Source organism: Pseudomonas sp. NPDC077649 (assembly GCF_044542855.1).
Lineage (GTDB): Bacteria > Pseudomonadota > Gammaproteobacteria > Pseudomonadales > Pseudomonadaceae > Aquipseudomonas.
In genome coordinates, this window is record NZ_JBITVF010000005.1 from 52,267 (window position 1) to 72,758 (window position 20,492).

Sequence of the window (20,492 nt, forward strand, 5' to 3'; positions counted from 1 at the left end):
TTGTACCGCGGGCGGCGTTCAGCTATCGGGCAGCTCGTAAGCGTAGATCTTGTCCGCCGTCATCTGGTAGCCGACCTCGGCCAGCTCGCTGCTGACGTGCTCGACCTTCAGCGGCCCCTCGACCCAGAACGGCTGGTACAGCGCATCGAGCAGCACGCCCAGCTCGCTGGTGACGTGGACTATCTGGTTCGACGGCGGCGGCGGCACGTGGATGCAGGCGCCGAAGTAGGGCACCAGGAGGAACTCGATCACCCGGCCTTCGTCGGTCACGTCCAGCGGCACTATATAGCCGGGCAGCTTGATGGCCTGGCCGTCCAGTTCCTTCACCACCGGTGCGGCCGGCGATTGCTGCATGGCCGCCGGGCCGGACTCGGCCAGGGCGTCGGCCAGCTGCGAGAGGTCGTGGATAGGGGCGGCGTCCATCTGCTGCGGCGGCGCATCGGCCGGCACCAGTTCGGACCAGGTGAGTTCGCGCACCTCGGCGGCGGCCAGCGGCAGGGCCAGCGAGAGCAGCAGGGTGGCGAGCAGGGGGCGGGACATGGAAAACCTCGTTGTAGGAGCGCCCGCGCAGTGTACGCCAGGCGCGGCCCACTTTGCCTCAGAGCCTTGTTCACGATCTTGCGAGCTAGAGCGATACAAGGCAAAAACAAGGGAGGAAGCGGAGTGTACTTTTTGTACATGAGCATTACTCGCTCCGCTCGCCCCTTCGGGGCCGCACTGAAGTGCGTTAGCCGCAAGCGGCTTTCCGAGCTTGTTTTTAACGCAGTAGCGCCGACGCGCAGCAGATCATGAACAGGCTCTCAGAGCCTGATCGACAGGCCATCGGCCAGCGACTGGCGGTAGGCACGCCAGGCCGGCACGCTGCCCATCAGCAGGGCGGCGGCGAGGATGGCGCCAAGTAGCTTCCATTCGTAACTCGACGGCGCATTGAGCGCCAGGTACAGGCCGTAGTTGGCCTGCACATAGCCCTGGCTGGCGGCGATGCCCAGGTACAGCAGCAGCAGGCCGAGCAGCACGCCGGCCAGGGCCAGGGCGAAGGCCTCCAGCACCAGCAAACTGGCGATATGCCAGGGTCGCGCGCCCACCGAGCGCAGGATCGCCATCTCGCGGCGGCGTTCGTTAAGGCTGGTGAGGATCGCCGTGAGCATGCCGATCAGGCCGGTCAGCACGACGAACAGCGAGACCACGAACAGCGCCTGCTCGGCCGTGCCCATCAGGCTCCACAGCTCCTGCAGGGCCACCCCGGGGAGGATCGCCAGCAAGGGTTCGCCGCGGAACTCGTTGATCTCGCGCTGCAGGCTGAAGGTGGCGATCTTGCTGTTCAGGCCCAGCAGCATCGCGGTGATCTGCTGGGGTTGCAGGTCCATGGCGCGCGCCTGCTCGGCGCTGACCTGCGCCGCGCCGCGCGCCGGCATGCCGTTCTGCCAGTCGACGTGCAGCGCCTCCATGCCGGCCAGGGAGATATGCAGGGTGCGGTCCACCGGGGTGCCGGTGCGGGCGAGGATGCCGACCACGGTGAACGGCTTGTCGTCGTGCTTGACCAGGCTGATGCGGGCCACGCCATGGGCGAGGACGATCTGCTCGCCGAGGTCGTAGCCCAGGGCCTGGGCCACTTCGGCGCCGAGCACCACCTCGAAGGGATCCTCGGCGAAGGCGCGACCCTGGGCCAGCTGCAGCTCTTGGCTGCGGGCGTAGCGGTAGTGCTCGAAATAGGCGGCGCTGGTGCCCATCACCCGGTAGCCGCGGTGCGAGTCGCCGAGGGAGATGGGGATGGCCCATTTGACCTGGCGGTGCTCGGCGAAGCGCTCGAAGCTGTCCCAGCGGATATTGTTGGTGGCGTTGCCGATGCGGAACACCGAATACAGCAGCAGGTTGACGCTGCCCGAGCGCGCGCCGACGATCAGGTCGGTGCCGCTGATGGTGTTGGCGAAGCTGGCGCGCGCCTCGGTGCGCACCCGTTCCACCGCCAGCAGCAGGCACACCGACAGGGCGATGGCGAACACCGTGAGCAGGGCGGTGAAACGGCGGTTGGCCAGGCTGGCCAGGGCGATGCGGATCAAATGCATCTCAGGCCTCCTGGGGGCGCGTGGCGCGGTTGAGTTCGGCCAGCGACAGACTGCGGTCGAACAGCGGCGCCAGGCTCTGGTCGTGGCTGACGAACAGCAGGCTGGCGCCGGCCGCGCGGCATTCGGCGAACAGCAGCTGGAGGAAGGCCTCGCGGGCATCGAAGTCCAGCGCCGAGGTGGGTTCGTCGGCGATCACCAGTTCCGGCTGGCCGATCAGCGCGCGGGCGGCGGCGACACGCTGCTGCTGGCCGATCGACAGCTCGTCGGCGCGCCGCCCGAGCAGGTCGGCGCGGAGGCCGAGGTGGTCGAGCAGGGCGGCGGCGGCAGCATCGACGCTGCCATGGCGCTGGCGCGCACGCTCGGCGCGCAGGCGCGAGAAGCGGCAGGGCAGTTCGACGTTGTCGCGCACCGAGAGAAAGGGCAGCAGGTTGAACTGCTGGAAGATGTAGCCGGTGTGATCGACGCGAAAATGGTCGCGGGCGCCGGCCGAGAGCTGGCCGAGGTCCTGGCCGAGCAGGCGGATATGCCCGCGCTGGGCCTTCTGCACGCCGCCGAGCAGGCCGAGCAGGGTGGTCTTGCCGCTGCCGCTGGGGCCCTTGAGAAACAGGGTCTCGCCGCGCTCGAGGGTGAAGCGGGGGATGTCCAGCAAGGGCGCCTGGCCGGGCCAGGCGAAGCCGAGGTCGGCGAGGTCGATCAGGGATTGGGTCATGGTCCGGCTATCGGGTGGTTTATGGGCCTGCGTGTAGGGTGGATGACGCTTCACCCATCCACCATGGCGCTCCCACGGTGGATGAGAAGAGCGTCGGCTACGCGCCCCGATCCACCCTACGGCTTCAGAAATTCAGGCGCGGCTGGGCGGGAGTCAGTTCCACGCCCTGCTGGCCGCTCGGGCCGATCAGTTGTACCTGAATCTTCTCGGTGGCGGGGAAGCGTTTGAACAGCTCGGCCAGGTCCAACTGTTTCAAGTCGTTGGCGCGGGCGCAGTCGAAACGGTAGTGGGCGTGGATCTCGCTGTGCTCGCCCTGATGCTCATGATGCTCATGATGCTCATGATGGTCGTGGTCATGGTGACCTGCGTCGCCGAACAGCGGGCTTTGCAGTTCCACCTGGGTCGCCTTGCAGTCGCCGGCGGCCAGGGCGAACAGGCTCAGCGGCTGTTCCAGTTCGGCCTTGGCGGCGGCCACCTTGGCCTTGTCGGCGTCGCTCTTGGCGGCGTGCTCGAAACCCACCAGGTTCATCGCCGGGCTTTCCAGCTGCAGCTCCAGGGTCTGGCCGTCGAGCGCCACGTTGAGGCTGGCGACGCCGTGCTCATGAGCGCCGAGGCTGTCGTGTGCGTGATCATGATGATCGTGGTCGTGTTTGTGTTCATGCGCCTGGGCGACGGCCAGGGGCAACAGGGCGAAGGGCAGGGCGAGCAGCAGTCGGCGCATGGGGCGTCTCCGGTACGGGTTTTAATCGTTACGTTATAACAACTTTTGTGCCGGCCTGGCCAGCGCACAGGCGTCATGGGAGCATGGGCGCTGGGAATGGGAGAACGATCATGTTGCGCATACGCGGACGCATCGGCGACTGGCCGGTGGACCTGACTGTGGAACTGGAGGCCGAGGATTGGGCGCGCCTGACGGCAGGCCTGAGCGTCGTGCCAGCGACCGAGGTGCCAGCGCCGGCCGTCTCGGCCGGCAACAATGACGCGCTCTGGCAGACCGCCCTGCAACTGGTGCGCGACGCCGGGCAGGTGGAGGGGCCGCAGCTGCTCGGCCAACTGGCCGCGCTGGCCGGCGGCGAGGCGGCCGGCAAGCGCCTGCTGGTGCGCCTGCGCCACTGCGCGCAGATCCGTATGGAAACCGGCGCCGATGCGCCGATCTATCGCTGGGTGGGCGAGCCAGCCTAGGTCAGTGCTGAGCCTGCGAAGCCCAACAAAGCGTTCTGCCGCTGTCTCTGGTGCGCGGTGTTGGGCTTCGCGGCGCTCAGCCCAAGCTATCGTCCGGGTTCCGGCCTGAGTCAGTAGATCGCCTGGTACAGCTTGCGGCGGTAGGCGGTGACCAGCGGGTGGTCGCCGCCGAGCAGGTCGAACACCTGCAGCAGGGTCTTGTGCGGCAGGCCGTCCTGGTAGCTGCGGTTGCGCACGAACAGCCTGAGCAGGGCATCCAGCGCCGGCTCGTACTGCTGGCGGGCCAGTTGCTGCACGGCCAACTGATAGGCCGCCTCGTCGTCACCGGCGTCCTGCGCCAGGCGGCTCTTCAGGTCAGCCACTTCCGGCAGGTCGGCGGCCTGACGGAGAAAGGTCAGCTGCGCCTTGGCGCCGGCCAGGGCCTGCTTGTGTTCGTCGCCTTTCACCGCATTCAGCACCGCCTCGGCTTCGCCCAGCTCGCCGCGCTCGGCCAGGCAGCGGGCGTAGAGAATCAGCGCCGCGGCGTGCTCGTTGTTCTCCGTCAGCAGCTGCTTGAGCAGCGCTTCGGCGTCGGCGAAGCGGCCGTCGGCGAACAGCGCCTGGGCGGCCTCCAGCGGGTCGGCCGCGGCCGGCGCCGGCTCGGCGACATGGGGGGCGAGCATCTGGCGAATCGCCGCTTCCGGCTGGGCGCCGGCGAAGCCGTCCACCGGCTGGCCGTCCTTGAACAGCACCACGGTGGGCAGGCTGCGGATGCCGAAGCGCTGGACGATGTCCTGCTCGACGTCGCAGTCGACCTTGGCCAGCAGCAGTTCGCCGGCGTATTGCTCGGTGATCTTCGCCAGCAGCGGCATCAGCGCCTTGCACGGCGCGCACCATTCGGCCCAGAAGTCCACCAGTACCGGCTTGTGGAAGGAGTTCTCGATCACCAGCTGTTCGAAGCTGGCGGCGCCGGATACGTCGAAGATATAGGGGGAATCGCTCATGGTCGGTCTCGAAGGGCGGGGCAATGGTCTATTAATGCGGGCGGGCGACCCGCGAAACAAGGGGTGGCGCTGCTGCCTGTTCCCCGGACTGCATCCGGGCTACGTCGGTCGTAGCGCATGATACAGGCTGACCTCGCGGAATTCGGCCGGCTCGGCCAGATCCGGCCAGGTACAGCCCTCGAGCAGCGCCAGGCGGCGGTACAGCGGGTGCTGGAAGTCCTTGACCCGCGAGTCGGCCACCAGCGCCTGGCGACCGCGGCTGAGGAAATGATCGAGCAGAGGCAGGTTGGCGCGGTCGTAGAGCACGTCGGCCACCAGAATCAGGTCGTAGCGGTCGGCCTCGGCGAAGAAATCCGCCGAGTAGTCCAGCTCGACGCTATTGAGCGCGGCATTGGCGCGGCAGGCGGCCAGCGCCAGCGGGTCGAGGTCGCAGGCCACCACCTCGGCGGCGCCGGCCTTGGCTGCGGCGATGGCGGCCACGCCACTGCCTGCGCCGAAATCCAGCACGCGCTTGCCGCGCACCCACTCGGGGCGCTCGGCCAGCCAGCGCGCCAGCACCAGGCCGCTGGCCCAGCAGAAGCACCAGTAGGGCGGCTCCTCGAGGATGCGCCGGGTTTCCTCGGGACTGAAGGCGCGGTCCATATTGCCGGCGTCGATCAGCCACAGGGCGATGTCGCTGCCGGGCAGCGTCTCGGCCACCAGGCGGGCATCGCCGAGCAGTTCGCTCAGCGCGCCTTGCAGGGATGCCGGGGCGCTCATGGCGCCGGCACCAGGCGCAGCGGACCGAGATCGCGGCTCTGCGGGGCGGCGATGGTTTGCGCCGGCAGGCGCTGCACCAGGCGCCCGGACTGGGTGACGCGGCCGCGCAGTTCGACGCGCTGGTCGCCGGGAAAACTGGCCGGCTCGAAGTGCAGGGCGAAGGGCAGCGGGTTGCCGTCACCGCGCAGCAGCAGGTGGCCGAGCAGGGTGGCGGGACGCCCGCGCGCGTCGACCGCCAGCAGCGCCAGGTCCACCTCGGCGCCGGCGGCCACGCCGAGCAGCTGACCGCGCAGGCTGGGCAGCAGGTTGCGCGGCTCGACCGCGGGCGCCGCGCTCGGCGGGCTCGGCGGGCTCGGCGGCGGCGCGGGCGGCGTGGCGGGCTCGCTGGCGCAGGCGCCGAGCAGGCCGGTGAGGATCAGGGCAAGCAGCGGCAGGTATAGGTTCATGGCGTCTTCTGCTGTTCGGGCGGGCGTCTATATAGCCTAAAGCACCTGGCTTGTCTTGCCGCTTCGATGCGCTACCATGGCGCCTTTGCCGCCACCTGCCAGCGCCTGCCATGCATTGTCCATTCTGCGCCGCCAACGACACCAAGGTCATCGATTCGCGTCTGGTCGCCGAGGGCGATCAGGTGCGCCGTCGCCGCGAATGCGTGGCCTGCGGCGAACGCTTCACCACCTTCGAGACCGCCGAACTGGTGATGCCGCGCCTGATCAAGCAGGACGGCAGCCGCCAGCCGTTCGACGAGGACAAGCTGCGCGCCGGCATGCAGCGCGCGCTGGAGAAGCGCCCGGTGAGCGTCGAGCGTCTCGAGGAAGCCATCGCCCGGATCAAGCAGCAACTGCGCGCCACCGGCGAGCGCGAGGTGAAGTCCCTGGTGCTCGGCGAGCTGGTGATGGGCGAGCTGCGCAAGCTCGACGAGGTCGCCTACATCCGTTTCGCCTCGGTGTACCGGCGTTTCCAGGATCTCAACGAGTTCCGCGAGGAGATCGAACGCCTCTCTCGCGAGCCGTCGAAAGCCCGATGAGCGCGCACGACCACGCCTTCATGGCGCGCGCCCTGCAGCTGGCGCGCAAGGGCCTGTACTCCACCCATCCCAATCCGCGGGTCGGCTGCGTCATCGTGCGTGACGGGCGCATCGTCGGCGAAGGCTGGCATGCCCGTGCCGGCGAGCCGCACGCCGAGGTGTACGCGCTGCGCCAGGCCGGCGAGCTGGCGCGCGGCGCCACCGCCTACGTCACCCTGGAGCCCTGCAGCCATTTCGGCCGCACCCCGCCCTGCGCCGACGGCCTGATCGCCGCCGGAGTGGCGCGGGTGGTGGCGGCCATGCAGGACCCCAATCCGCAGGTCGCCGGCAAGGGCCTCAAGCGCCTGGTCGAGGCCGGGATCGAGGTGCGCAGCGGCGTGCTGGAAAGCGAGGCGCGAGCGCTCAATGCCGGCTTTGTCAAACGCATGGAGAGCGGCCTGCCGCTGGTGCGGGTCAAGCTGGCGATGAGCCTGGACGGGCGCACCGCCATGGCCAGCGGCGAGAGCCAGTGGATCACCGGCCCGGCGGCGCGTGCCGAGGTGCAGCGCCTGCGCGCCCAGGCCAGCGTGGTGCTGAGCGGCGCCGATACCGTGCTGAGCGACGACGCGCGGCTGACCGTGCGCCCCGACGAACTGGGCCTGGGCGCCGAGCTGACCGCCCTGGCGCAGCGCCGTCCGCCGTTGCGCGTGCTGGTCGACGGACGCCTGCGGGTGCCGTTGGACAAGGCCTTCTTCCTGGCCGGGCCGGCGCTGGTGGCGACCTGCGCCGCCGCGCTGGCGCGCGAGCGTTACCAGCAGGAGGGCCACGAGCTGCTCGCCGTGCCCGGCAGCAACGGTCACGTCAACCTGCGCAAGCTGCTCGAAGAACTGGCCGCGCGCGGCGCCAACGAGGTGCTGGTGGAGGCCGGGCCGCGCCTGGCCGGCGCCTTCGCCCGCGCCGGATTGGTGGACGAATACCGCATCTTCATGGCGGCCAAGCTGCTCGGCTCCAGTGCCCGGCCGCTGCTCGACCTGCCGCTCAACCGTATGGCCGAGGCGCCCGAGCTGCAGATCGTGGATATCCGCGCCATCGGCGACGACTGGCAGATTACCGCGCGGCCGTAGGTTGGCGCCGAGCGCAGCGAAGCCCAACAGGGAGCGCGCCGCGCTCCGCCCGGCGATCTCGGCATTCTCCACGATCCCGGTGATCCCCACGCCCATGTTGGGCTTGGTCGCAAGCTCCACAGCCCAACCTGCCGACGGCAGGTCGCCACGGCGTCCCCCTGGGGTCATGCGGTGCGGCGATAAATATGGTAAAACGCCACTCGGCCGGGCGACTGGCCGCAACGTTCTCAGGGCGGGGTGGAATTCCCCACCGGCGGTAATGGCGGATTCTGCCTAGCCCGCGAGCGCTCGTTTCGGCGAGGTCAGCAGACCCGGTGCGATTCCGGGGCCGACGGTATAGTCCGGATAAAGAGAGAGCGGGATTCCCTCCTCGGGCGCCGCGTGCGCGTCCGCGAAATCCCTATCGATCGGCATTGCCCTGTTTCTGACCCAAACAGGAGTTCGTCCATGCTGTTTCGCATCATCTTCAGTGAGAAACCGGAGGGCGCATGTTCACCGGCATAATCGAAGCCATCGGCAGCATCCGTGCCATGACCCCCAAGGGCGGTGATGTGCGCGTCTATGTCGCCACCGGCAAGCTCGACCTGGGCGACGTCAAGCTCGGCGACAGCATCGCCGTCAACGGCGTGTGCCTGACCGCGGTGGAACTGCCCGGCGACGGCTTCTGGGCCGACGTCAGCCGCGAGACCCTGGCGCGCACCGCCTTCGTCGATCTCAAGCCCGGCAGTGCGGTCAACCTGGAGAAGGCCCTGACCCCCACCAGCCGCCTCGGCGGGCATCTGGTCAGCGGCCACGTCGACGGCGTCGGCGAGATCGTCTCCCGTGCCGATAACGCCCGCGCCGTGCAGTTCAGGGTGCGCGCGCCGCGCGAGCTGGCCAAGTACATCGCGCACAAGGGCTCGATCACCGTCGACGGCACCAGCCTGACCGTCAACGCGGTCGATGGCGCCGAGTTCGAACTGACCATAGTGCCGCACACCCTGGCCGAGACCATCATGGTCGACTACCAGGCCGGGCGTAAGGTCAACCTCGAAGTGGACCTGCTGGCGCGCTACCTGGAGCGCCTGCTGCTCGGCGACAAGGCCGCCGAACCCAAGGCCTCGGGCCTGACCGAAAGCTTTCTCGCCGAACACGGCTACCTGAAGAATTGAGGAGACGCCCCGATGGCGCTCAATACCGCTGAAGAACTGATCGAAGACATCCGCGCCGGCAAGATGGTCATCCTCATGGATGACGAGGACCGCGAGAACGAGGGCGATATCATCATCGCTTCGGAATGCGTCACGGCCGAACATATCAACTTCATGGCCCGCTTCGCCCGCGGGTTGATCTGCATGCCGATGACCCGCGAGCGCTGCGAGCTGCTCAAGCTGCCGCTGATGGCGCCGCGCAACGGTTCCGGCTTCGGCACCAAGTTCACCGTCTCCATCGAGGCCGCCGAAGGCGTCACCACCGGCATCTCCGCCGCCGACCGGGCGCGCACCGTGCAGGCCGCGGTGGCGCGCAATGCGGTGGCCGACGATATCGTCAGCCCCGGTCATATCTTCCCGCTGATGGCCCAACCCGGCGGCGTACTGGCGCGCGCCGGCCACACCGAAGCGGCCTGCGACCTGGCGCGCATGGGCGGCTTCGAGCCGAGCGGGGTGATCTGCGAGATCATGAACGACGACGGCACCATGGCCCGTCGCCCGGAGCTGGAGGCCTTCGCCGAGCAGCACGGTCTGAAGATCGGCACCATCGCCGACCTGATCCACTACCGCCTGATCCACGAGCGCACCGTCGAACGCATCAGCGAGCAGCCGCTGGACACCGAGCTGGGCCAGTTCAACCTGGTCACCTACCGCGACGCGGTGGAAGACACCGCGCACATGGCGCTGACCCTGGGCAAGCTGTGCGCCGAGGAGCCGACCCTGGTGCGGGTGCACAACATGGACCCGCTGCGCGACCTGTTCCTGGTCAACCAGCCGGGGCGCTGGAGCCTGCGCGCGGCCATGGCCGAGGTGGCCAAGGCCGGCAGCGGCGTGGTGCTGCTGCTGGGCAACCCGCTGACCGGCCCGGAGCTGCTGGCCCACCTCGGCCGCCAGCAGCCGGCGACTCCGGCCACCTACAGCACGGTGGGCGCCGGCTCGCAGATCCTGCGCGACCTCGGCGTGCGCAAGATGCGCCTGCTGAGCTCGCCGATGAAGTTCAACGCGATATCCGGCTTCGATCTCGAGGTTGTAGAATACCTGCCGGCTGACTGACCGCGGCCCGAAGGGCCAAAGCTGATGACCCTCTCCCATTTATGGGAGAGGGGAGCAACGCCAGCTCCCCAGGGAGCACGAATTTTATTTTTCGGAGCGCACCGCCGCTCCGGCTCTTTAACCCTAGTGAGACCCGTCATGACCCTGAAGACCATCGAAGGTACCTTCATCGCCCCGAAGGGCAAATACGCCCTGGTGGTAGGCCGTTTCAACAGCTTCGTCGTCGAGAGCCTGGTCAGTGGCGCCATCGACGCCCTGGTTCGCCACGGCGTGAGCGAGAGCGACATCACCATCATCCGCGCGCCAGGTGCCTTCGAGATTCCGCTGGTCACCCAGAAGGTCGCTCAGCGCGGCGAGTACGCGGCGATCATCGCCCTGGGCGCGGTCATCCGTGGCGGCACTCCGCACTTCGAATACGTCGCCGGCGAGTGCACCAAGGGCCTGGCTCAGGTGTCCATGGAGTACGGCGTACCGGTCGCCTTCGGCGTGCTGACCGTCGACTCGATCGAACAAGCCATCGAACGTTCCGGCACCAAGGCGGGTAACAAGGGTGCCGAAGCTGCGCTGTCTGCCCTGGAAATGGTCAGCCTGCTGGCGCAGTTGGAGGCCAAGTGAGCAACTCCGGTAACGGCCAGCCGGCCAAGAAGGGCCCCAGCGGCAAGATTCTCGCCCGCCGCGAGGCCCGTACCCTGGCCATGCAGGCCCTGTACTCCTGGCACATCGCCGGCCAGCCGCTGAACGAGATCGAAGCGCAGTTTCGCGTCGACAACGATTTCAGCAAGGTCGACGGCGCCTACTTCCACGAGATCCTGCATGGCGTGCCGCGGCAGAAGACCGAGCTGGACGAGGCCTTCACGCCGCTGCTCGATCGCCCGCTGGCAGAGATCGATCCGGTCGAGCTGGCCATCCTGCGCCTGTCCACCTACGAGCTGAAGAACCGCGTCGACGTGCCCTACAAGGTGGTGATCAACGAGGGCATCGAGCTGGCCAAGGTGTTCGGCGCCACCGACGGGCACAAGTTCGTCAACGGCATCCTCGACAAGCTGGCGCCCAAGCTGCGTGCCGCCGAAGTGGGCGCCAACAAGCGTTGAGCATGGATCGCGTTGTCCGAGCACCCTCACCCCCAACCCCTCTCCCAGAGGGAGAGGGGAGGCTCCATGGGTGAGTTCGAGCTGATCCGTCATTACTTCGCCGCCGCCCCCTGCGCCCAGGGCGGCGACGGCGTGGTTCGCGGCATCGGCGACGATTGCGCGCTGCTGGCGCTGCCAGCCGGCGAGCAGCTGGCGGTGTCCACCGACACCCTGGTCGGCGGGGTGCATTTTCCCGAATCCTGCGATGCCTTCCTGCTCGGCCAGCGCGCGCTGGCTGTTTCCGCCAGCGACCTGGCCGCCATGGGCGCCACGCCCCTGGCCTTTACCCTGGCCCTGACCCTGCCCGCCGCCGAGGACATCTGGCTGGCCGAGTTCGCTCGCGGCCTGCAGCTGATGGCGCAGAACTGTTCGCTGGCGCTGGTCGGCGGCGACACCACGCGCGGTCCGCTGAGCCTGACCCTGACCGTGTTCGGCCGGGTGCCGGCTGGCCAGGCGCTGACTCGCTGCGGCGCGCAAGTGGGCGATCTGCTTTGCGTCGGCGGCAGTCTCGGCGACGGTGCCGGCGCGTTGCCGCTGGTGCTGGGGCAGCGGACGGCCGCGGCCGAACTCGCCGAGCCCCTGCTGGCGCGCTACTGGTCGCCGCAGCCGCAGCTGGCGCTGGGCCAGGCCCTGCGTGGGCGGGCCACGGCGGCGCTGGATATCTCCGACGGTCTGCTCGCCGACTGCGGGCATATCGCCAAGGCCTCGGGTGTCGCCCTGCAGGTCGAACAGGCGCGGCTGCCGCTGTCGCCGGCATTGCTGGCGTTCGCTGGCGAGCGTCAGGCGCTGGCCTGTGCGCTGAGCGGTGGCGACGACTACCGACTGGCCTTTACCCTACCGCCAGCCTTGCTCGCCGACCTGCAGGCCGATTGGCCCGAGGTGCGCGCCATCGGCCGGGTGCTGGCCGGCAGCGGTGTGCAGCTGCTGGATGGTGCGGGGCGGCTCGTCGCGCCGCCGCACAGCGGTTACCAACATTTCTGACAGGATGAATGCCGCGTGACCGATCACCCCAACCAGGTTCCCGCCGAGTACGTCCCGCCTTCGGTGTGGCGCAATCCCTGGCACTTCATCGCCTTCGGCTTCGGCTCCGGCACCCTGCCCAAGGCGCCGGGCACCTGGGGCTCGCTGGTGGCGCTGCCGTTCGTGCCGCTGTGGCAGATGCTGCCGGACTGGGGCTACTGGCTGATGCTGGGGGTGACCATGCTGTTCGGCTTCTGGCTGTGCGGCAAGGTCGCCGATGACTTGCGGGTGCACGACCACGAAGGCATCGTCTGGGACGAGATGGTCGGCATGTGGATCACCCTGTGGCTGGTGCCCGAGGGCTGGGTCTGGCTGCTGCTAGGCTTTCTCATGTTCCGCCTGTTCGACATCGTCAAACCCTGGCCGATCCGCTGGATCGACCGCCATGTGCACGGCGGCGTCGGCATCATGCTCGACGACGTGATCGCCGGGGTGTTCGCCTGGCTGGCCATGCAGGGCCTGGTCTGGGGCTGGGACAGCTACGCGGCATCGTTGGGCTTCTAGAGGGCAAGGGCATGGCGCTGACGGGCTGGCTGCTGGCCGGCGTGTTGCTGCTGATCGGGGCGAGCGGGGCGCAGGCGCAGGACGCCCCGCCCGGCGAGATCCGCCTGGCCAGCGAGGTGTGGAATGGGCACACCCATGCCGATGGCACCGGGCTGGCCTGGGACGTACTGCGCCGGGTGTTCGAGCCGGCCGGCGTCGCCTTGCGCATTCACAGCGTGCCCTATACCCGTTCCATCGGCCTGGTGCAGCGTGGCGAGGCCGATGCCTGGGTCGGCTCCTACCGCGACGAGGTCAGCGAGGGCGTGTTCTACCCGCGCTGGCACTACGACGCCGACCAGATCACCGCGCTCGGCCTGCGCGACAAGCCGCAACTGACCCTGGACAACCTCGCCGACTACCGCCTGGCCTGGATGCGCGGCTACGGCTACCAGGCCTATCTGCCGAATGTGCACGACTACCGGGAAATTCACCGGCGCAGCGGTATCCTCGGCATGCTCGAGCTGGGCCACGCGGATTTCTATATCGACGCCCGCACCGAGGTGGACGAGGTGCTGAGCGAGGCGCCGGACGCCGGGCGTTACCGCATCAGCGAACTGACCCGCCTGCCGCTGTACCTCGGTTTCGCCGACACCCCGCGCGGCCGCAGCCTGGCCGAGGTCTACGACCGACGCCTGGGCGAGCTGGTGGCCAGCGGCGAGTTGCGCCCGCTGTTCCAGCACTGGCAGCAACCCTATCCCTTCGACTGAGCCGGGAGGCCGTCCCCATGCATTTGCGCCACTGCCTCGTTGTCCTCGGCCTGCTGTTCGGCCCGCTGTGCTGGGCCGCCTCGCAGGTGCAGGTGGTCGGCCTGTTCCCCGGCGCGGCGGTGCTCAACGTCGACGGCCAGCGCAAGCTGGTGCGGGTCGGCCAGAGCGGGCCGGGCGGGGTGCAGGTGGTCAGCGTCGACAAGCAGGGCGCGGTGCTGCGCGTCGATGGCGTCGAGCGCAGCTATCCGCTGAGCCGCGAATACAGCACCGGCTTCGCCGAACCGGTGAAGAAGCGCCTGAGCATCGCCAAGGGCATCGGCGGCCACTACTGGGTGGCCGGCTCGGTCAACGGCCAGACCGTGCAGTTCCTGGTGGACACCGGTGCCACCTCGGTGGCGCTCAACGACGCCCATGCCAAGCGCCTGGGCATCGATTACCGGGTCAGCGGCCGGCCGCTGCAGGTCAACACCGCCAGCGGCGTCACCCGCGGCTGGCGGGTGATGCTCGACCGGGTGAAGATCGGCGACCTGGAGGTGCTCGGCGTCGAGGCCGTGGTGCTGGAGGGCGGCGCGCCGCACGAGGCGCTGCTGGGCATGAGCTTCCTCGGCCGGGTCGGCTGGCGCGAGGAGCAGGGGATGCTGGTGCTCGAATCCAAGCTATGAGAATCAGCTCAAAGTCTGCTGCGCGTCGGCACTGCCACGTTAAAAGCAGGCTCGGAATGCTCATTTACAATCCGTAGACTCCGCTTCCTCGCCTGCTTTTGCCTTGCATTGCTCTAGCTCGCGAGACTTTGAGCCGATTCTGATCGTGTGAATTGAGCGTTTCGATACTGATGATCGGCAATTCTGACTGACCCGGCGGTGGGGCCTGCTGATACAATGCCGCCCCTGTTTCGTACTCATTGCTAGGAGTATCCGGTGTCCGTCGTGTTCGTCGCCGCCTCCCAACTGCCCACGCCCTTCGGCGTGTTCACCATGCACGGTTTCCTCGATGAGGCCACCGGCAAGGAACACGTCGCCCTGACCTTCGGCGCTGTGGCCGACGGCGCGCCGGTGCTGGGCCGCCTGCACTCCGAGTGCCTGACCGGCGACGCCCTGTTCAGCCTGCGCTGCGACTGCGGCGCGCAGCTGCAGGCGGCGCTGCAGGCGATCGCCAACGAAGGCCGTGGCGTGTTGCTGTACCTGCGCCAGGAAGGCCGCGGCATCGGCCTGCTGAACAAGATCCGCGCCTACGAGCTGCAGGACGGCGGCGCCGACACCGTCGAGGCCAACGAGCGCCTGGGCTTCGGCGCCGACCAGCGCGACTACGCGATCTGCCAGCCGATGCTCGAGCACCTGGGCATCAAGAGCCTCAAGCTGATGACCAACAACCCGCGCAAGGTCAAGGCGCTGGGCGACATGGGCATCGCCGTGGATCACCGCGTGCCGCTGCAGATCGAGCACAACCCCTACAACAAGCGCTACCTCGCCACCAAGGCCGGCAAGCTCGGCCATATGCTGGGCAACCAGCACCAGGGCGAGGCCGAGGACAGCCTGTGACCCGCGGCCAGGTCAAGCGCCGTCTTACGCTCGCCTGGTGGCGCCAGCTGGGCGTGGCCCTGGCACCCTTGTTCGTTTTCAACCTGCTGTTCGGCGGCGGCGCCACCACGGTGCTGAGCCTGCCGCTGTTCGTCGCCGGGCTGGCCTCGATGTTCGTCAGCCTGCCGCTGTTCGCCGCCTACAAGCGTGCGCTGATCGCCACCGACAAAGCCCTGGACAGCGACGCCGAGCCGGCCGCCTGGCTGGAGCTGGATCGTGTGCGTTTGCGCGCACTGCTCGGCGCGGCGCTGCCGGCCTGGATCGCCGCCCTGGCGGTGCTGGCCGGGCTGGAGGCGATACCTCTGGTGCTGCTGGCGCTGTCGAGCATCGTCCTGCACTGCCTCTACCGCATTCCCCGCCAACTCGGCTGATGCGCGCACTGCTGCTGGCCCTGTGTCTGCTGGCCCTGCCGCTGGCGGCCGCACCACGGGTGGTCAGCCTGGCGCCGTCGCTCAGCGAGATCATGCTCGAGCTGGATGCCGCCGACCTGCTGGTCGGCGTGCTGGCAGGCGACGAGCATCCCGCCGCGCTGGCCCAGCTGCCCACCGTCGGCCGCTACGGCCAGCTGGAGTTCGAGCGCCTGCTGCAGCTGGCGCCCGACTTGATCCTGATCGCTCCGGGCAGCGTGCCGGCGGCGCAGCAGGCGCAGTTGCAGCGTTTCGGCATTCCCCTGCTGGTGGTCGAGCCGGCGCGCCTCGACCAGTTGGCCGAGGCCTTTATCCTCATCGCCGAGCGTATCGGTCGCGCCGAACGGGGCGAGCGGCTGGCGGCGGAGTTTCGCGCCGAGCTGGCCGGGTTGCGCCAGCGTTACCGGCGCGAGCGGCCGTTGGCGGTGTTCTATCAGGTCTGGCACCAGCCGCTCTATACCATCGGCGGCGAGCAGCTGATCGGCGATGCGCTGGCGGTGTGCGGCGCGCGCAACCTGTTCGCCGACCTGAGCCAGCCGGCGCCCCAGGTCGGCATCGAGGCGGTGTTGGCGCGCGACCCCGAGGTGATTCTCGGCGGCAGCAATGCCGAACTGTCGAGCTGGCAGGCCTGGCCGCAGCTGCGCGCGGTGCGCCGCGGCCAGGTCTGGGCGGTGCCGGACAGGGGCCTGGAGCGGCCCAGCCGGCAGATGCTCGGCGCCATCGAGCGGCTGTGCGAGCGGCTGGCCACGGCGCGTTAGCCTGGAGCGGCTTGGTGCACCGTGAGCACCGGGATCAGAGTTGCGGCGTCCAGGTCAGCGAGAGCAGGGCGCTGCGGCCTTCCTCGCGGTAGCCGTAGTAACTCACGCTACCGAAGAAGGGGTCGTTCGGTCGGCTGTACAGCGCCTGGGAATAGTCCTTGTCCAGCAGGTTGTCGACCTTGACCTGCCACTGCAGCCCCTCGTTCATCCGCCAGCTGGCCCGCGCGCCCAGCAGGCCGTAGCCGGCGATCTCGCGGGTGTTGGCGGCATCGTCGTAGCGGCCGGAGACGGCCTGCCAGGTGAGGCCGGCGGCGAAGGCGCCGAACTGACGATCCAGATCCAGGCTCAGGCTGCGTTTGGCGCGGCGCGGCAGGGTGTGGCCGCTGTCGCGATCACGTGGGTCGAGCAGGCTGGCGCCGAGAGCGGCCTGCCAGCCCAGCACCTCGCGTTCCAGGCTCAGTTCCAGGCCTTGCAGGCGTGCCTGGTTGACGTTCATCGGGGTGCTGAAGAAGGTCAGCGGATCGCTGACTACGGTGATCAGGTCTTCGACCTCGGTGCGGTAGGCCGACAGGCTCCAGCGGCTGTTCAGGTGCTCGCCGCGCAGTTGCACCTCGTAGGTCTTCGAGCGCTCGGGGGCCAGGTTCGGGTTGCCGCCATAGAACGAGCTGGTGGGGAAATACAGGTCGTTGAAGGTGGGCGCGTGGAAGCCCTCGCCGTAGCTCAGCAGCAGCTCGAGACGCTCGCTCAGGTCCAGGCTCAGTGCCGCGTTCCAGGTGTTCTCGCTGCCGAACTGCTGGTTGTCGTCGTGGCGCAGGCCCAGCTCGGTGGCGAAGCCCTCGCCACGGAAGCGGTGCTGGACGAAGGCGGCCCGGTTCCAGCGCTCGGTCTGGCTGAACTCGCTGTCGCTGCCCAGGCGGTCCTCGTACCAGTCGAGACCGAGCAGCAGCTGCTGGGCGTCGCTCAGTTGCAGGGTGTTGAGCCAGCCCGCGCTGTCGCGGTAGGTGTTGTACTGATAGTTGTTGCTGGCGTTCAGCGGGTCGCGGTTGTCGCTCTTGTCCTCGCCGTGGCCGAGCTCCAGGCGACTGCTCCAGCGCTCGGCGAGCTGCGCCTCGAGATGGGCGGCGGCAGTGGAAACGCTGAAGCGCTCGCTGGGGTTGCCCGGCACGAAGCTGAACAGGTCGTCGTACTCGCTCTCGCCATGCTGTTCGAGCAGGCTCAGACCGCCTTCGAGGCGTTCGTTGAAGCGGTGCTGCAGGCTCAGGTTGAAGGCCTTGCGGCGCAGGCCGTCGTGGTCGCCGTCATAGCCGCGAGCGTCTGCTGAGCGGTCGAAGCCGGCGCGCTCGACCAGGCTGGCGCCGAGGTCGAAACGCGTGCGCTGGTCGCCGCCGGACAGTCCCAGGCTGCGTTCGAAGGTCTGCTGGCTACCGGCGGCCAGGCGCAGGCGCGGTTGCAGGCCGGCCTCGCCCTGGCGGGTGAAAATCTGGATCACTCCGCCGATGGCGTCGGCGCCATACAGCGCCGAACGTGGGCCGCGCACCACCTCGATGCGCTCGATCTGCTCGGGGCTGAGGAATTCCAGGCGGGCCAGGCCGCTGGCGGCGGCATTCAGACGCACGCCGTCGACCAGCACCAGAGTCTGGTTGGCGTTGGCGCCACGCAGAAACAGGCTGGTCAGGCTGCCGCGGCCGCCGTTCTGCACGATGGATACGCCGGGAACGCGGCTGAGCAGATCGGGCACGCTGCTGACCTGCAAACGCTCGATATCCGCCCGCTCGAACACCGTGGTGGCGGCGGTGGCCTGGGCTTGCGGTTCGGCCAGGCGCCCGGAGGTGATCACCAGCGGCTCGGCGGCGTAGGGTTCGGCGGCCAGGGCGAGGCCGGGCAGAACGGCGATGGCCAGGGGGGACAGTTTCATCAGGGGTATTCCTCAAAGGTCGGCAGACGTTCGAGGAGGGCAGGGGGCAAGCGCGCGCAGGACGGCGCTTGACGGTGCGGCCCTCCGCAACACCAGTCGCACCGCCGGGGCCGGTCTCCGGGCTCACGACCCCGGTCCGCCTTCCCGGGAATACCCAGTGGCCGTGGACAAGGTGCAGGCTTGCGGCCTGCCGTCGATTACCGTTGCGGGGGCAGCGTCGGGATTGCCCGGATGGGCGCACCGACTTCCCGTTTCACGCCGTGTTAGCGGCGCACCCTGGCGGAACATGCAATGCCGCGCACCCTAGTGCGCGGCGGGATGAATGACAAGCAAGGTCCGCTCATTCAGCGATGAGCGGGTCTCATGTTCAGGCGGGCAACTGGGCCAGGCGCGCGCGCACCGCGGCTTCGATGCCGGCCTGGTCGAGGCCGCATTCTTTGAGCATCTGCGCCGGCTTGGCGTGTTCGACGTAGTAGTCGGGCAGGCCCAGCTGCATCAGCGGCTTGACGATGTTCTCGGCGGCGAGGAACTCGCCGACCGCGCTGCCGGCGCCGCCCATCACCGCGTTTTCCTCGATGCTCACCAGCAGCTCGTGGCTGGCCGCCAGTTCGCGCAGCAGGGCGGCGTCCAGCGGTTTGACGAAACGCATGTCGACCACCGTGGCGTCCAGCGTCTCGCCGACCTGCAGCGCCTCGGCCAGTTGCACGCCGAAGGCCAGCAGGGCGACGCGGCGGCCCTGGCGACGGATCAGGCCCTTGCCGATTTCCAGCGGCGCCAGGCCTGGGTCGATGGTGGCGTTGGGGCCGCTGCCGCGCGGGTAGCGCACCGCCGCCGGGCCGTCGAACAGGTAGCCGGTGGTGAGCATGCGGCGCAGCTCGTTCTCGTCGCTGGGGGTCATCACCAGCATGCCGGGGATGCAGCGCAGGTAGGAGATATCGAAGCTGCCGGCGTGGGTCGGGCCGTCCTCGCCGACCAGGCCGGCGCGGTCGATGGCGAACAGCACGTCGAGGTTCTGCACCGCCACGTCGTGGATCAGCTGGTCGTAGCCGCGCTGGAGGAAGGTCGAGTAGATCGCCACCACCGGCTTGACCCCGTCGCAGGCCATGCCGGCGGCCAGGGTGACGGCGTGCTGCTCGGCGATGGCGACATCGAAGTAGCGCGCCGGGAAGCGTTCGGCGAAGGCCACCAGGTCCGAGCCTTCCTTCATCGCCGGGGTGATGCCGACCAGGCGCGAGTCTGCTGCGGCCATGTCGCACAGCCACTGGCCGAACACGTTGGAGTATTTCGGGCCGGCCGGCCGTTTCTGGCTGGAGAGCGGCGCGGCATCGGGCTTGACCGGCTCCAGCTTGGTAATGGCGTGGTAGCCGATCGGGTCGGCCTCGGCCGGGGCGAAGCCCTTGCCCTTCTTGGTCACCACATGGAGGAACTGCGGGCCGTCCAGGTCGCGCATATTGCGCAGGGTGGCGAGCAGGGTGGGCAGGTCGTGGCCGTCGATGGGGCCGATATAGTTCCAGCCCAGTTCCTCGAACAGGGTGCCGGGTACCAGCATGCCCTTGGCGTGTTCCTCGGTCTTGCGCGCGATCTCCCAGGCGCCAGGCAGGCGCGAGAGGATCTTCTTGCTGCCCTCGCGCATGCTGGCGTAGGTGCGGCTGGAGAGGATCTTGGCCAGGTAGTTGGACAGCCCGCCGACATTCTTGGAGATCGACATGTCGTTGTCGTTGAGCACCACCAGCATGTTGGCGCCGACCTCGCTGGCGTGGTTGAGCGCCTCGAAGGCCATGCCGGCGGTCAGCGCGCCGTCGCCGATCACCGCCACGCTCTTGCGCCGCTCGCCCTGCAGGCGGGCGGCGATGGCCATGCCCAGTGCGGCGCTGATGCTGGTGCTGGAGTGGCCGACGCCGAAGGTGTCGTACTCGCTCTCGCTGCGGCGCGGGAAGGCGGCCAGGCCGTCCTTCTGGCGCAGCGTGGCCATGCGCTCGCGGCGGCCGGTGAGGATCTTGTGCGGGTAGGCCTGGTGGCCGACGTCCCACACCAGGCGGTCGTCGGGGGTGTCGAAGACGTAATGCAGGGCGATGGTCAGCTCGATCACGCCGAGGCCGGCGCCGAAATGGCCACCGCTCTGGCCGACGCTGTACAGCAGGTACTGGCGCAGTTCGTCGGCGAGGGTTTCCAGGTCCGCTTCGGCCAGCCGGCGCAGCTCGTCCGGCGTGTTGGCGCGGTCCAGCAGGGGCGTCAGCGGGCGCTCGCGGGGGATCTCGTGGAAAGTGGTCGGCATCAGGCGAATCGTTATAGGCGTAAAAAGATGCGCAGTTTACCCGAAAACCACCGCCGCAAGCTTCAAGCCCTGCGCGACAGGCCGGCGCCCC

The 20,492-nt window shown here is 68.7% G+C and carries 23 protein-coding genes and 2 riboswitches; of the genes, 14 read left to right on the forward strand and 9 right to left on the reverse strand.

Going from position 1 to position 20,492, the window contains the following annotated elements; genetic code table 11:
* Positions 1 to 18 precede the first annotated feature (18 nt).
* The 4 genes from ACIGFL_RS16055 to ACIGFL_RS16070 form a co-directional block, all read right to left on the reverse strand.
* Positions 19 to 540, reverse strand: coding sequence for a DUF3299 domain-containing protein (locus ACIGFL_RS16055; RefSeq protein ID WP_021444502.1), 522 nt, complete (start codon positions 538 to 540; stop codon positions 19 to 21).
* Between the two features lie 260 nt (positions 541 to 800).
* Positions 801 to 2,066, reverse strand: a complete 1,266-nt coding sequence (locus tag ACIGFL_RS16060) for an ABC transporter permease (protein ID WP_397497834.1) — start codon at positions 2,064 to 2,066, stop codon at positions 801 to 803.
* 1 nt (position 2,067) lies between these two features.
* Positions 2,068 to 2,775 carry an ABC transporter ATP-binding protein gene (locus ACIGFL_RS16065; protein ID WP_397497835.1) on the reverse strand — a complete coding sequence of 236 codons (708 nt, stop codon included), beginning with the start codon at positions 2,773 to 2,775 and terminating at the stop codon, positions 2,068 to 2,070.
* A 124-nt stretch (positions 2,776 to 2,899) separates the two neighbouring features.
* The gene (locus tag ACIGFL_RS16070) at positions 2,900 to 3,496 is read right to left on the reverse strand and encodes a DUF2796 domain-containing protein (RefSeq protein ID WP_397497836.1); all 597 of its coding nucleotides are present in this window, start codon (positions 3,494 to 3,496) and stop codon (positions 2,900 to 2,902) included.
* 110 nt (positions 3,497 to 3,606) lie between these two features.
* On the opposite strand from ACIGFL_RS16070, the gene ACIGFL_RS16075 reads away from it, so the two are divergent.
* Entirely contained in the window at positions 3,607 to 3,957 is a 351-nt protein-coding gene (locus ACIGFL_RS16075; RefSeq protein WP_397497837.1) for a hypothetical protein, read from the forward strand.
* A 110-nt stretch (positions 3,958 to 4,067) separates the two neighbouring features.
* On the opposite strand, the gene trxA is transcribed toward ACIGFL_RS16075, so the two are convergent.
* The 3 genes from trxA to ACIGFL_RS16090 all read right to left on the reverse strand — a co-directional run bounded on the left by trxA (position 4,068) and on the right by ACIGFL_RS16090 (position 6,145).
* Positions 4,068 to 4,940, reverse strand: coding sequence for a thioredoxin (trxA, locus tag ACIGFL_RS16080; RefSeq protein ID WP_397497838.1), 873 nt, complete (start codon positions 4,938 to 4,940; stop codon positions 4,068 to 4,070).
* Positions 4,941 to 5,039: 99 nt separating this feature from the next.
* Positions 5,040 to 5,699, reverse strand: coding sequence for a class I SAM-dependent methyltransferase (locus ACIGFL_RS16085; RefSeq protein WP_397497839.1), 660 nt, complete (start codon positions 5,697 to 5,699; stop codon positions 5,040 to 5,042).
* Complete coding sequence (locus ACIGFL_RS16090) at positions 5,696 to 6,145, reverse strand: YbaY family lipoprotein (RefSeq protein ID WP_397497840.1); 450 nt, start codon at positions 6,143 to 6,145, stop codon at positions 5,696 to 5,698. The genes ACIGFL_RS16085 and ACIGFL_RS16090 overlap by 4 nt, the downstream gene beginning before the upstream one ends.
* A 110-nt stretch (positions 6,146 to 6,255) precedes the next feature.
* On the opposite strand from ACIGFL_RS16090, the gene nrdR reads away from it, so the two are divergent.
* The 13 genes from nrdR (at position 6,256) to ACIGFL_RS16155 (ending at position 16,211) form a co-directional block, all read left to right on the forward strand.
* On the forward strand, positions 6,256 to 6,723 hold the full coding sequence (gene nrdR / locus ACIGFL_RS16095) for a transcriptional regulator NrdR (RefSeq protein WP_021445840.1): 468 nt from the start codon (positions 6,256 to 6,258) through the stop codon (positions 6,721 to 6,723).
* A complete protein-coding gene (gene ribD, locus ACIGFL_RS16100) occupies positions 6,720 to 7,826 on the forward strand; it encodes a bifunctional diaminohydroxyphosphoribosylaminopyrimidine deaminase/5-amino-6-(5-phosphoribosylamino)uracil reductase RibD (RefSeq protein ID WP_397497841.1) in 1,107 nt (368 codons plus the stop codon). The genes nrdR and ribD overlap by 4 nt, the downstream gene beginning before the upstream one ends.
* Before the next feature lie 219 nt (positions 7,827 to 8,045).
* A riboswitch (FMN riboswitch) is annotated at positions 8,046 to 8,188 on the forward strand.
* A gap of 126 nt (positions 8,189 to 8,314) precedes the next feature.
* Positions 8,315 to 8,977, forward strand: a complete 663-nt coding sequence (locus ACIGFL_RS16105; protein WP_003243995.1) for a riboflavin synthase — start codon at positions 8,315 to 8,317, stop codon at positions 8,975 to 8,977.
* A 12-nt stretch (positions 8,978 to 8,989) separates the two neighbouring features.
* On the forward strand, positions 8,990 to 10,069 hold the full coding sequence (ribBA, locus tag ACIGFL_RS16110; RefSeq protein ID WP_021444361.1) for a bifunctional 3,4-dihydroxy-2-butanone-4-phosphate synthase/GTP cyclohydrolase II: 1,080 nt from the start codon (positions 8,990 to 8,992) through the stop codon (positions 10,067 to 10,069).
* Positions 10,070 to 10,207: 138 nt separating this feature from the next.
* Complete coding sequence (ribE, locus tag ACIGFL_RS16115; protein WP_012019761.1) at positions 10,208 to 10,684, forward strand: 6,7-dimethyl-8-ribityllumazine synthase; 477 nt, start codon at positions 10,208 to 10,210, stop codon at positions 10,682 to 10,684.
* Complete coding sequence (nusB, locus tag ACIGFL_RS16120; protein WP_021444362.1) at positions 10,681 to 11,160, forward strand: transcription antitermination factor NusB; 480 nt, start codon at positions 10,681 to 10,683, stop codon at positions 11,158 to 11,160. The genes ribE and nusB overlap by 4 nt, the downstream gene beginning before the upstream one ends.
* A 66-nt stretch (positions 11,161 to 11,226) precedes the next feature.
* Entirely contained in the window at positions 11,227 to 12,180 is a 954-nt protein-coding gene (gene thiL, locus ACIGFL_RS16125; protein ID WP_397497842.1) for a thiamine-phosphate kinase, read from the forward strand.
* 15 nt (positions 12,181 to 12,195) lie between these two features.
* The gene (locus ACIGFL_RS16130) at positions 12,196 to 12,723 is read left to right on the forward strand and encodes a phosphatidylglycerophosphatase A (RefSeq protein WP_021442491.1); all 528 of its coding nucleotides are present in this window, start codon (positions 12,196 to 12,198) and stop codon (positions 12,721 to 12,723) included.
* Between the two features lie 11 nt (positions 12,724 to 12,734).
* Complete coding sequence (locus tag ACIGFL_RS16135; protein ID WP_397497843.1) at positions 12,735 to 13,469, forward strand: substrate-binding periplasmic protein; 735 nt, start codon at positions 12,735 to 12,737, stop codon at positions 13,467 to 13,469.
* A gap of 17 nt (positions 13,470 to 13,486) precedes the next feature.
* On the forward strand, positions 13,487 to 14,131 hold the full coding sequence (locus ACIGFL_RS16140; protein WP_397497844.1) for a TIGR02281 family clan AA aspartic protease: 645 nt from the start codon (positions 13,487 to 13,489) through the stop codon (positions 14,129 to 14,131).
* 255 nt (positions 14,132 to 14,386) lie between these two features.
* Entirely contained in the window at positions 14,387 to 15,007 is a 621-nt protein-coding gene (gene ribA / locus ACIGFL_RS16145; RefSeq protein ID WP_397497845.1) for a GTP cyclohydrolase II, read from the forward strand.
* A complete protein-coding gene (locus tag ACIGFL_RS16150; RefSeq protein WP_397497846.1) occupies positions 15,004 to 15,417 on the forward strand; it encodes an MFS transporter in 414 nt (137 codons plus the stop codon). The genes ribA and ACIGFL_RS16150 overlap by 4 nt, the downstream gene beginning before the upstream one ends.
* Positions 15,417 to 16,211, forward strand: a complete 795-nt coding sequence (locus ACIGFL_RS16155) for a cobalamin-binding protein (protein WP_397497847.1) — start codon at positions 15,417 to 15,419, stop codon at positions 16,209 to 16,211. Before ACIGFL_RS16150 ends, ACIGFL_RS16155 begins: the two co-directional genes overlap by 1 nt.
* A 34-nt stretch (positions 16,212 to 16,245) precedes the next feature.
* Here the strand turns inward: ACIGFL_RS16155 and ACIGFL_RS16160 are convergent, their stop codons facing one another.
* Positions 16,246 to 18,126: a TonB-dependent receptor domain-containing protein gene (locus ACIGFL_RS16160; RefSeq protein WP_397497848.1), complete on the reverse strand. Its 1,881-nt coding sequence runs from the start codon at positions 18,124 to 18,126 to the stop codon at positions 16,246 to 16,248.
* A gap of 90 nt (positions 18,127 to 18,216) precedes the next feature.
* Positions 18,217 to 18,420: riboswitch (cobalamin riboswitch) on the reverse strand.
* Between the two features lie 73 nt (positions 18,421 to 18,493).
* The gene (gene dxs, locus ACIGFL_RS16165; protein ID WP_397497849.1) at positions 18,494 to 20,401 is read right to left on the reverse strand and encodes a 1-deoxy-D-xylulose-5-phosphate synthase; all 1,908 of its coding nucleotides are present in this window, start codon (positions 20,399 to 20,401) and stop codon (positions 18,494 to 18,496) included.
* Between the last annotated feature and the right edge of the window lie 91 nt (positions 20,402 to 20,492).

Excerpts from the sequence above, each read along its gene's own strand:
- ACIGFL_RS16055 (WP_021444502.1), bottom strand. The coding sequence starts at position 540 with ATGTCCCGCCCCCTGCTCGCCACCCTGCTGCTCTCGCTGGCCCTGCCG.
- ACIGFL_RS16060 (WP_397497834.1), bottom strand. The coding sequence starts at position 2,066 with ATGCATTTGATCCGCATCGCCCTGGCCAGCCTGGCCAACCGCCGTTTC.
- ACIGFL_RS16065 (WP_397497835.1), bottom strand. The coding sequence starts at position 2,775 with ATGACCCAATCCCTGATCGACCTCGCCGACCTCGGCTTCGCCTGGCCC.
- ACIGFL_RS16070 (WP_397497836.1), bottom strand. The coding sequence starts at position 3,496 with ATGCGCCGACTGCTGCTCGCCCTGCCCTTCGCCCTGTTGCCCCTGGCC.
- ACIGFL_RS16075 (WP_397497837.1), top strand. The coding sequence starts at position 3,607 with ATGTTGCGCATACGCGGACGCATCGGCGACTGGCCGGTGGACCTGACT.
- trxA (WP_397497838.1), bottom strand. The coding sequence starts at position 4,940 with ATGAGCGATTCCCCCTATATCTTCGACGTATCCGGCGCCGCCAGCTTC.
- ACIGFL_RS16085 (WP_397497839.1), bottom strand. The coding sequence starts at position 5,699 with ATGAGCGCCCCGGCATCCCTGCAAGGCGCGCTGAGCGAACTGCTCGGC.
- ACIGFL_RS16090 (WP_397497840.1), bottom strand. The coding sequence starts at position 6,145 with ATGAACCTATACCTGCCGCTGCTTGCCCTGATCCTCACCGGCCTGCTC.
- nrdR (WP_021445840.1), top strand. The coding sequence starts at position 6,256 with ATGCATTGTCCATTCTGCGCCGCCAACGACACCAAGGTCATCGATTCG.
- ribD (WP_397497841.1), top strand. The coding sequence starts at position 6,720 with ATGAGCGCGCACGACCACGCCTTCATGGCGCGCGCCCTGCAGCTGGCG.
- ACIGFL_RS16105 (WP_003243995.1), top strand. The coding sequence starts at position 8,315 with ATGTTCACCGGCATAATCGAAGCCATCGGCAGCATCCGTGCCATGACC.
- ribBA (WP_021444361.1), top strand. The coding sequence starts at position 8,990 with ATGGCGCTCAATACCGCTGAAGAACTGATCGAAGACATCCGCGCCGGC.
- ribE (WP_012019761.1), top strand. The coding sequence starts at position 10,208 with ATGACCCTGAAGACCATCGAAGGTACCTTCATCGCCCCGAAGGGCAAA.
- thiL (WP_397497842.1), top strand. The coding sequence starts at position 11,227 with ATGGGTGAGTTCGAGCTGATCCGTCATTACTTCGCCGCCGCCCCCTGC.
- ACIGFL_RS16135 (WP_397497843.1), top strand. The coding sequence starts at position 12,735 with ATGGCGCTGACGGGCTGGCTGCTGGCCGGCGTGTTGCTGCTGATCGGG.
- ACIGFL_RS16140 (WP_397497844.1), top strand. The coding sequence starts at position 13,487 with ATGCATTTGCGCCACTGCCTCGTTGTCCTCGGCCTGCTGTTCGGCCCG.
- ACIGFL_RS16155 (WP_397497847.1), top strand. The coding sequence starts at position 15,417 with ATGCGCGCACTGCTGCTGGCCCTGTGTCTGCTGGCCCTGCCGCTGGCG.
- ACIGFL_RS16160 (WP_397497848.1), bottom strand. The coding sequence starts at position 18,126 with ATGAAACTGTCCCCCCTGGCCATCGCCGTTCTGCCCGGCCTCGCCCTG.
- dxs (WP_397497849.1), bottom strand. The coding sequence starts at position 20,401 with ATGCCGACCACTTTCCACGAGATCCCCCGCGAGCGCCCGCTGACGCCC.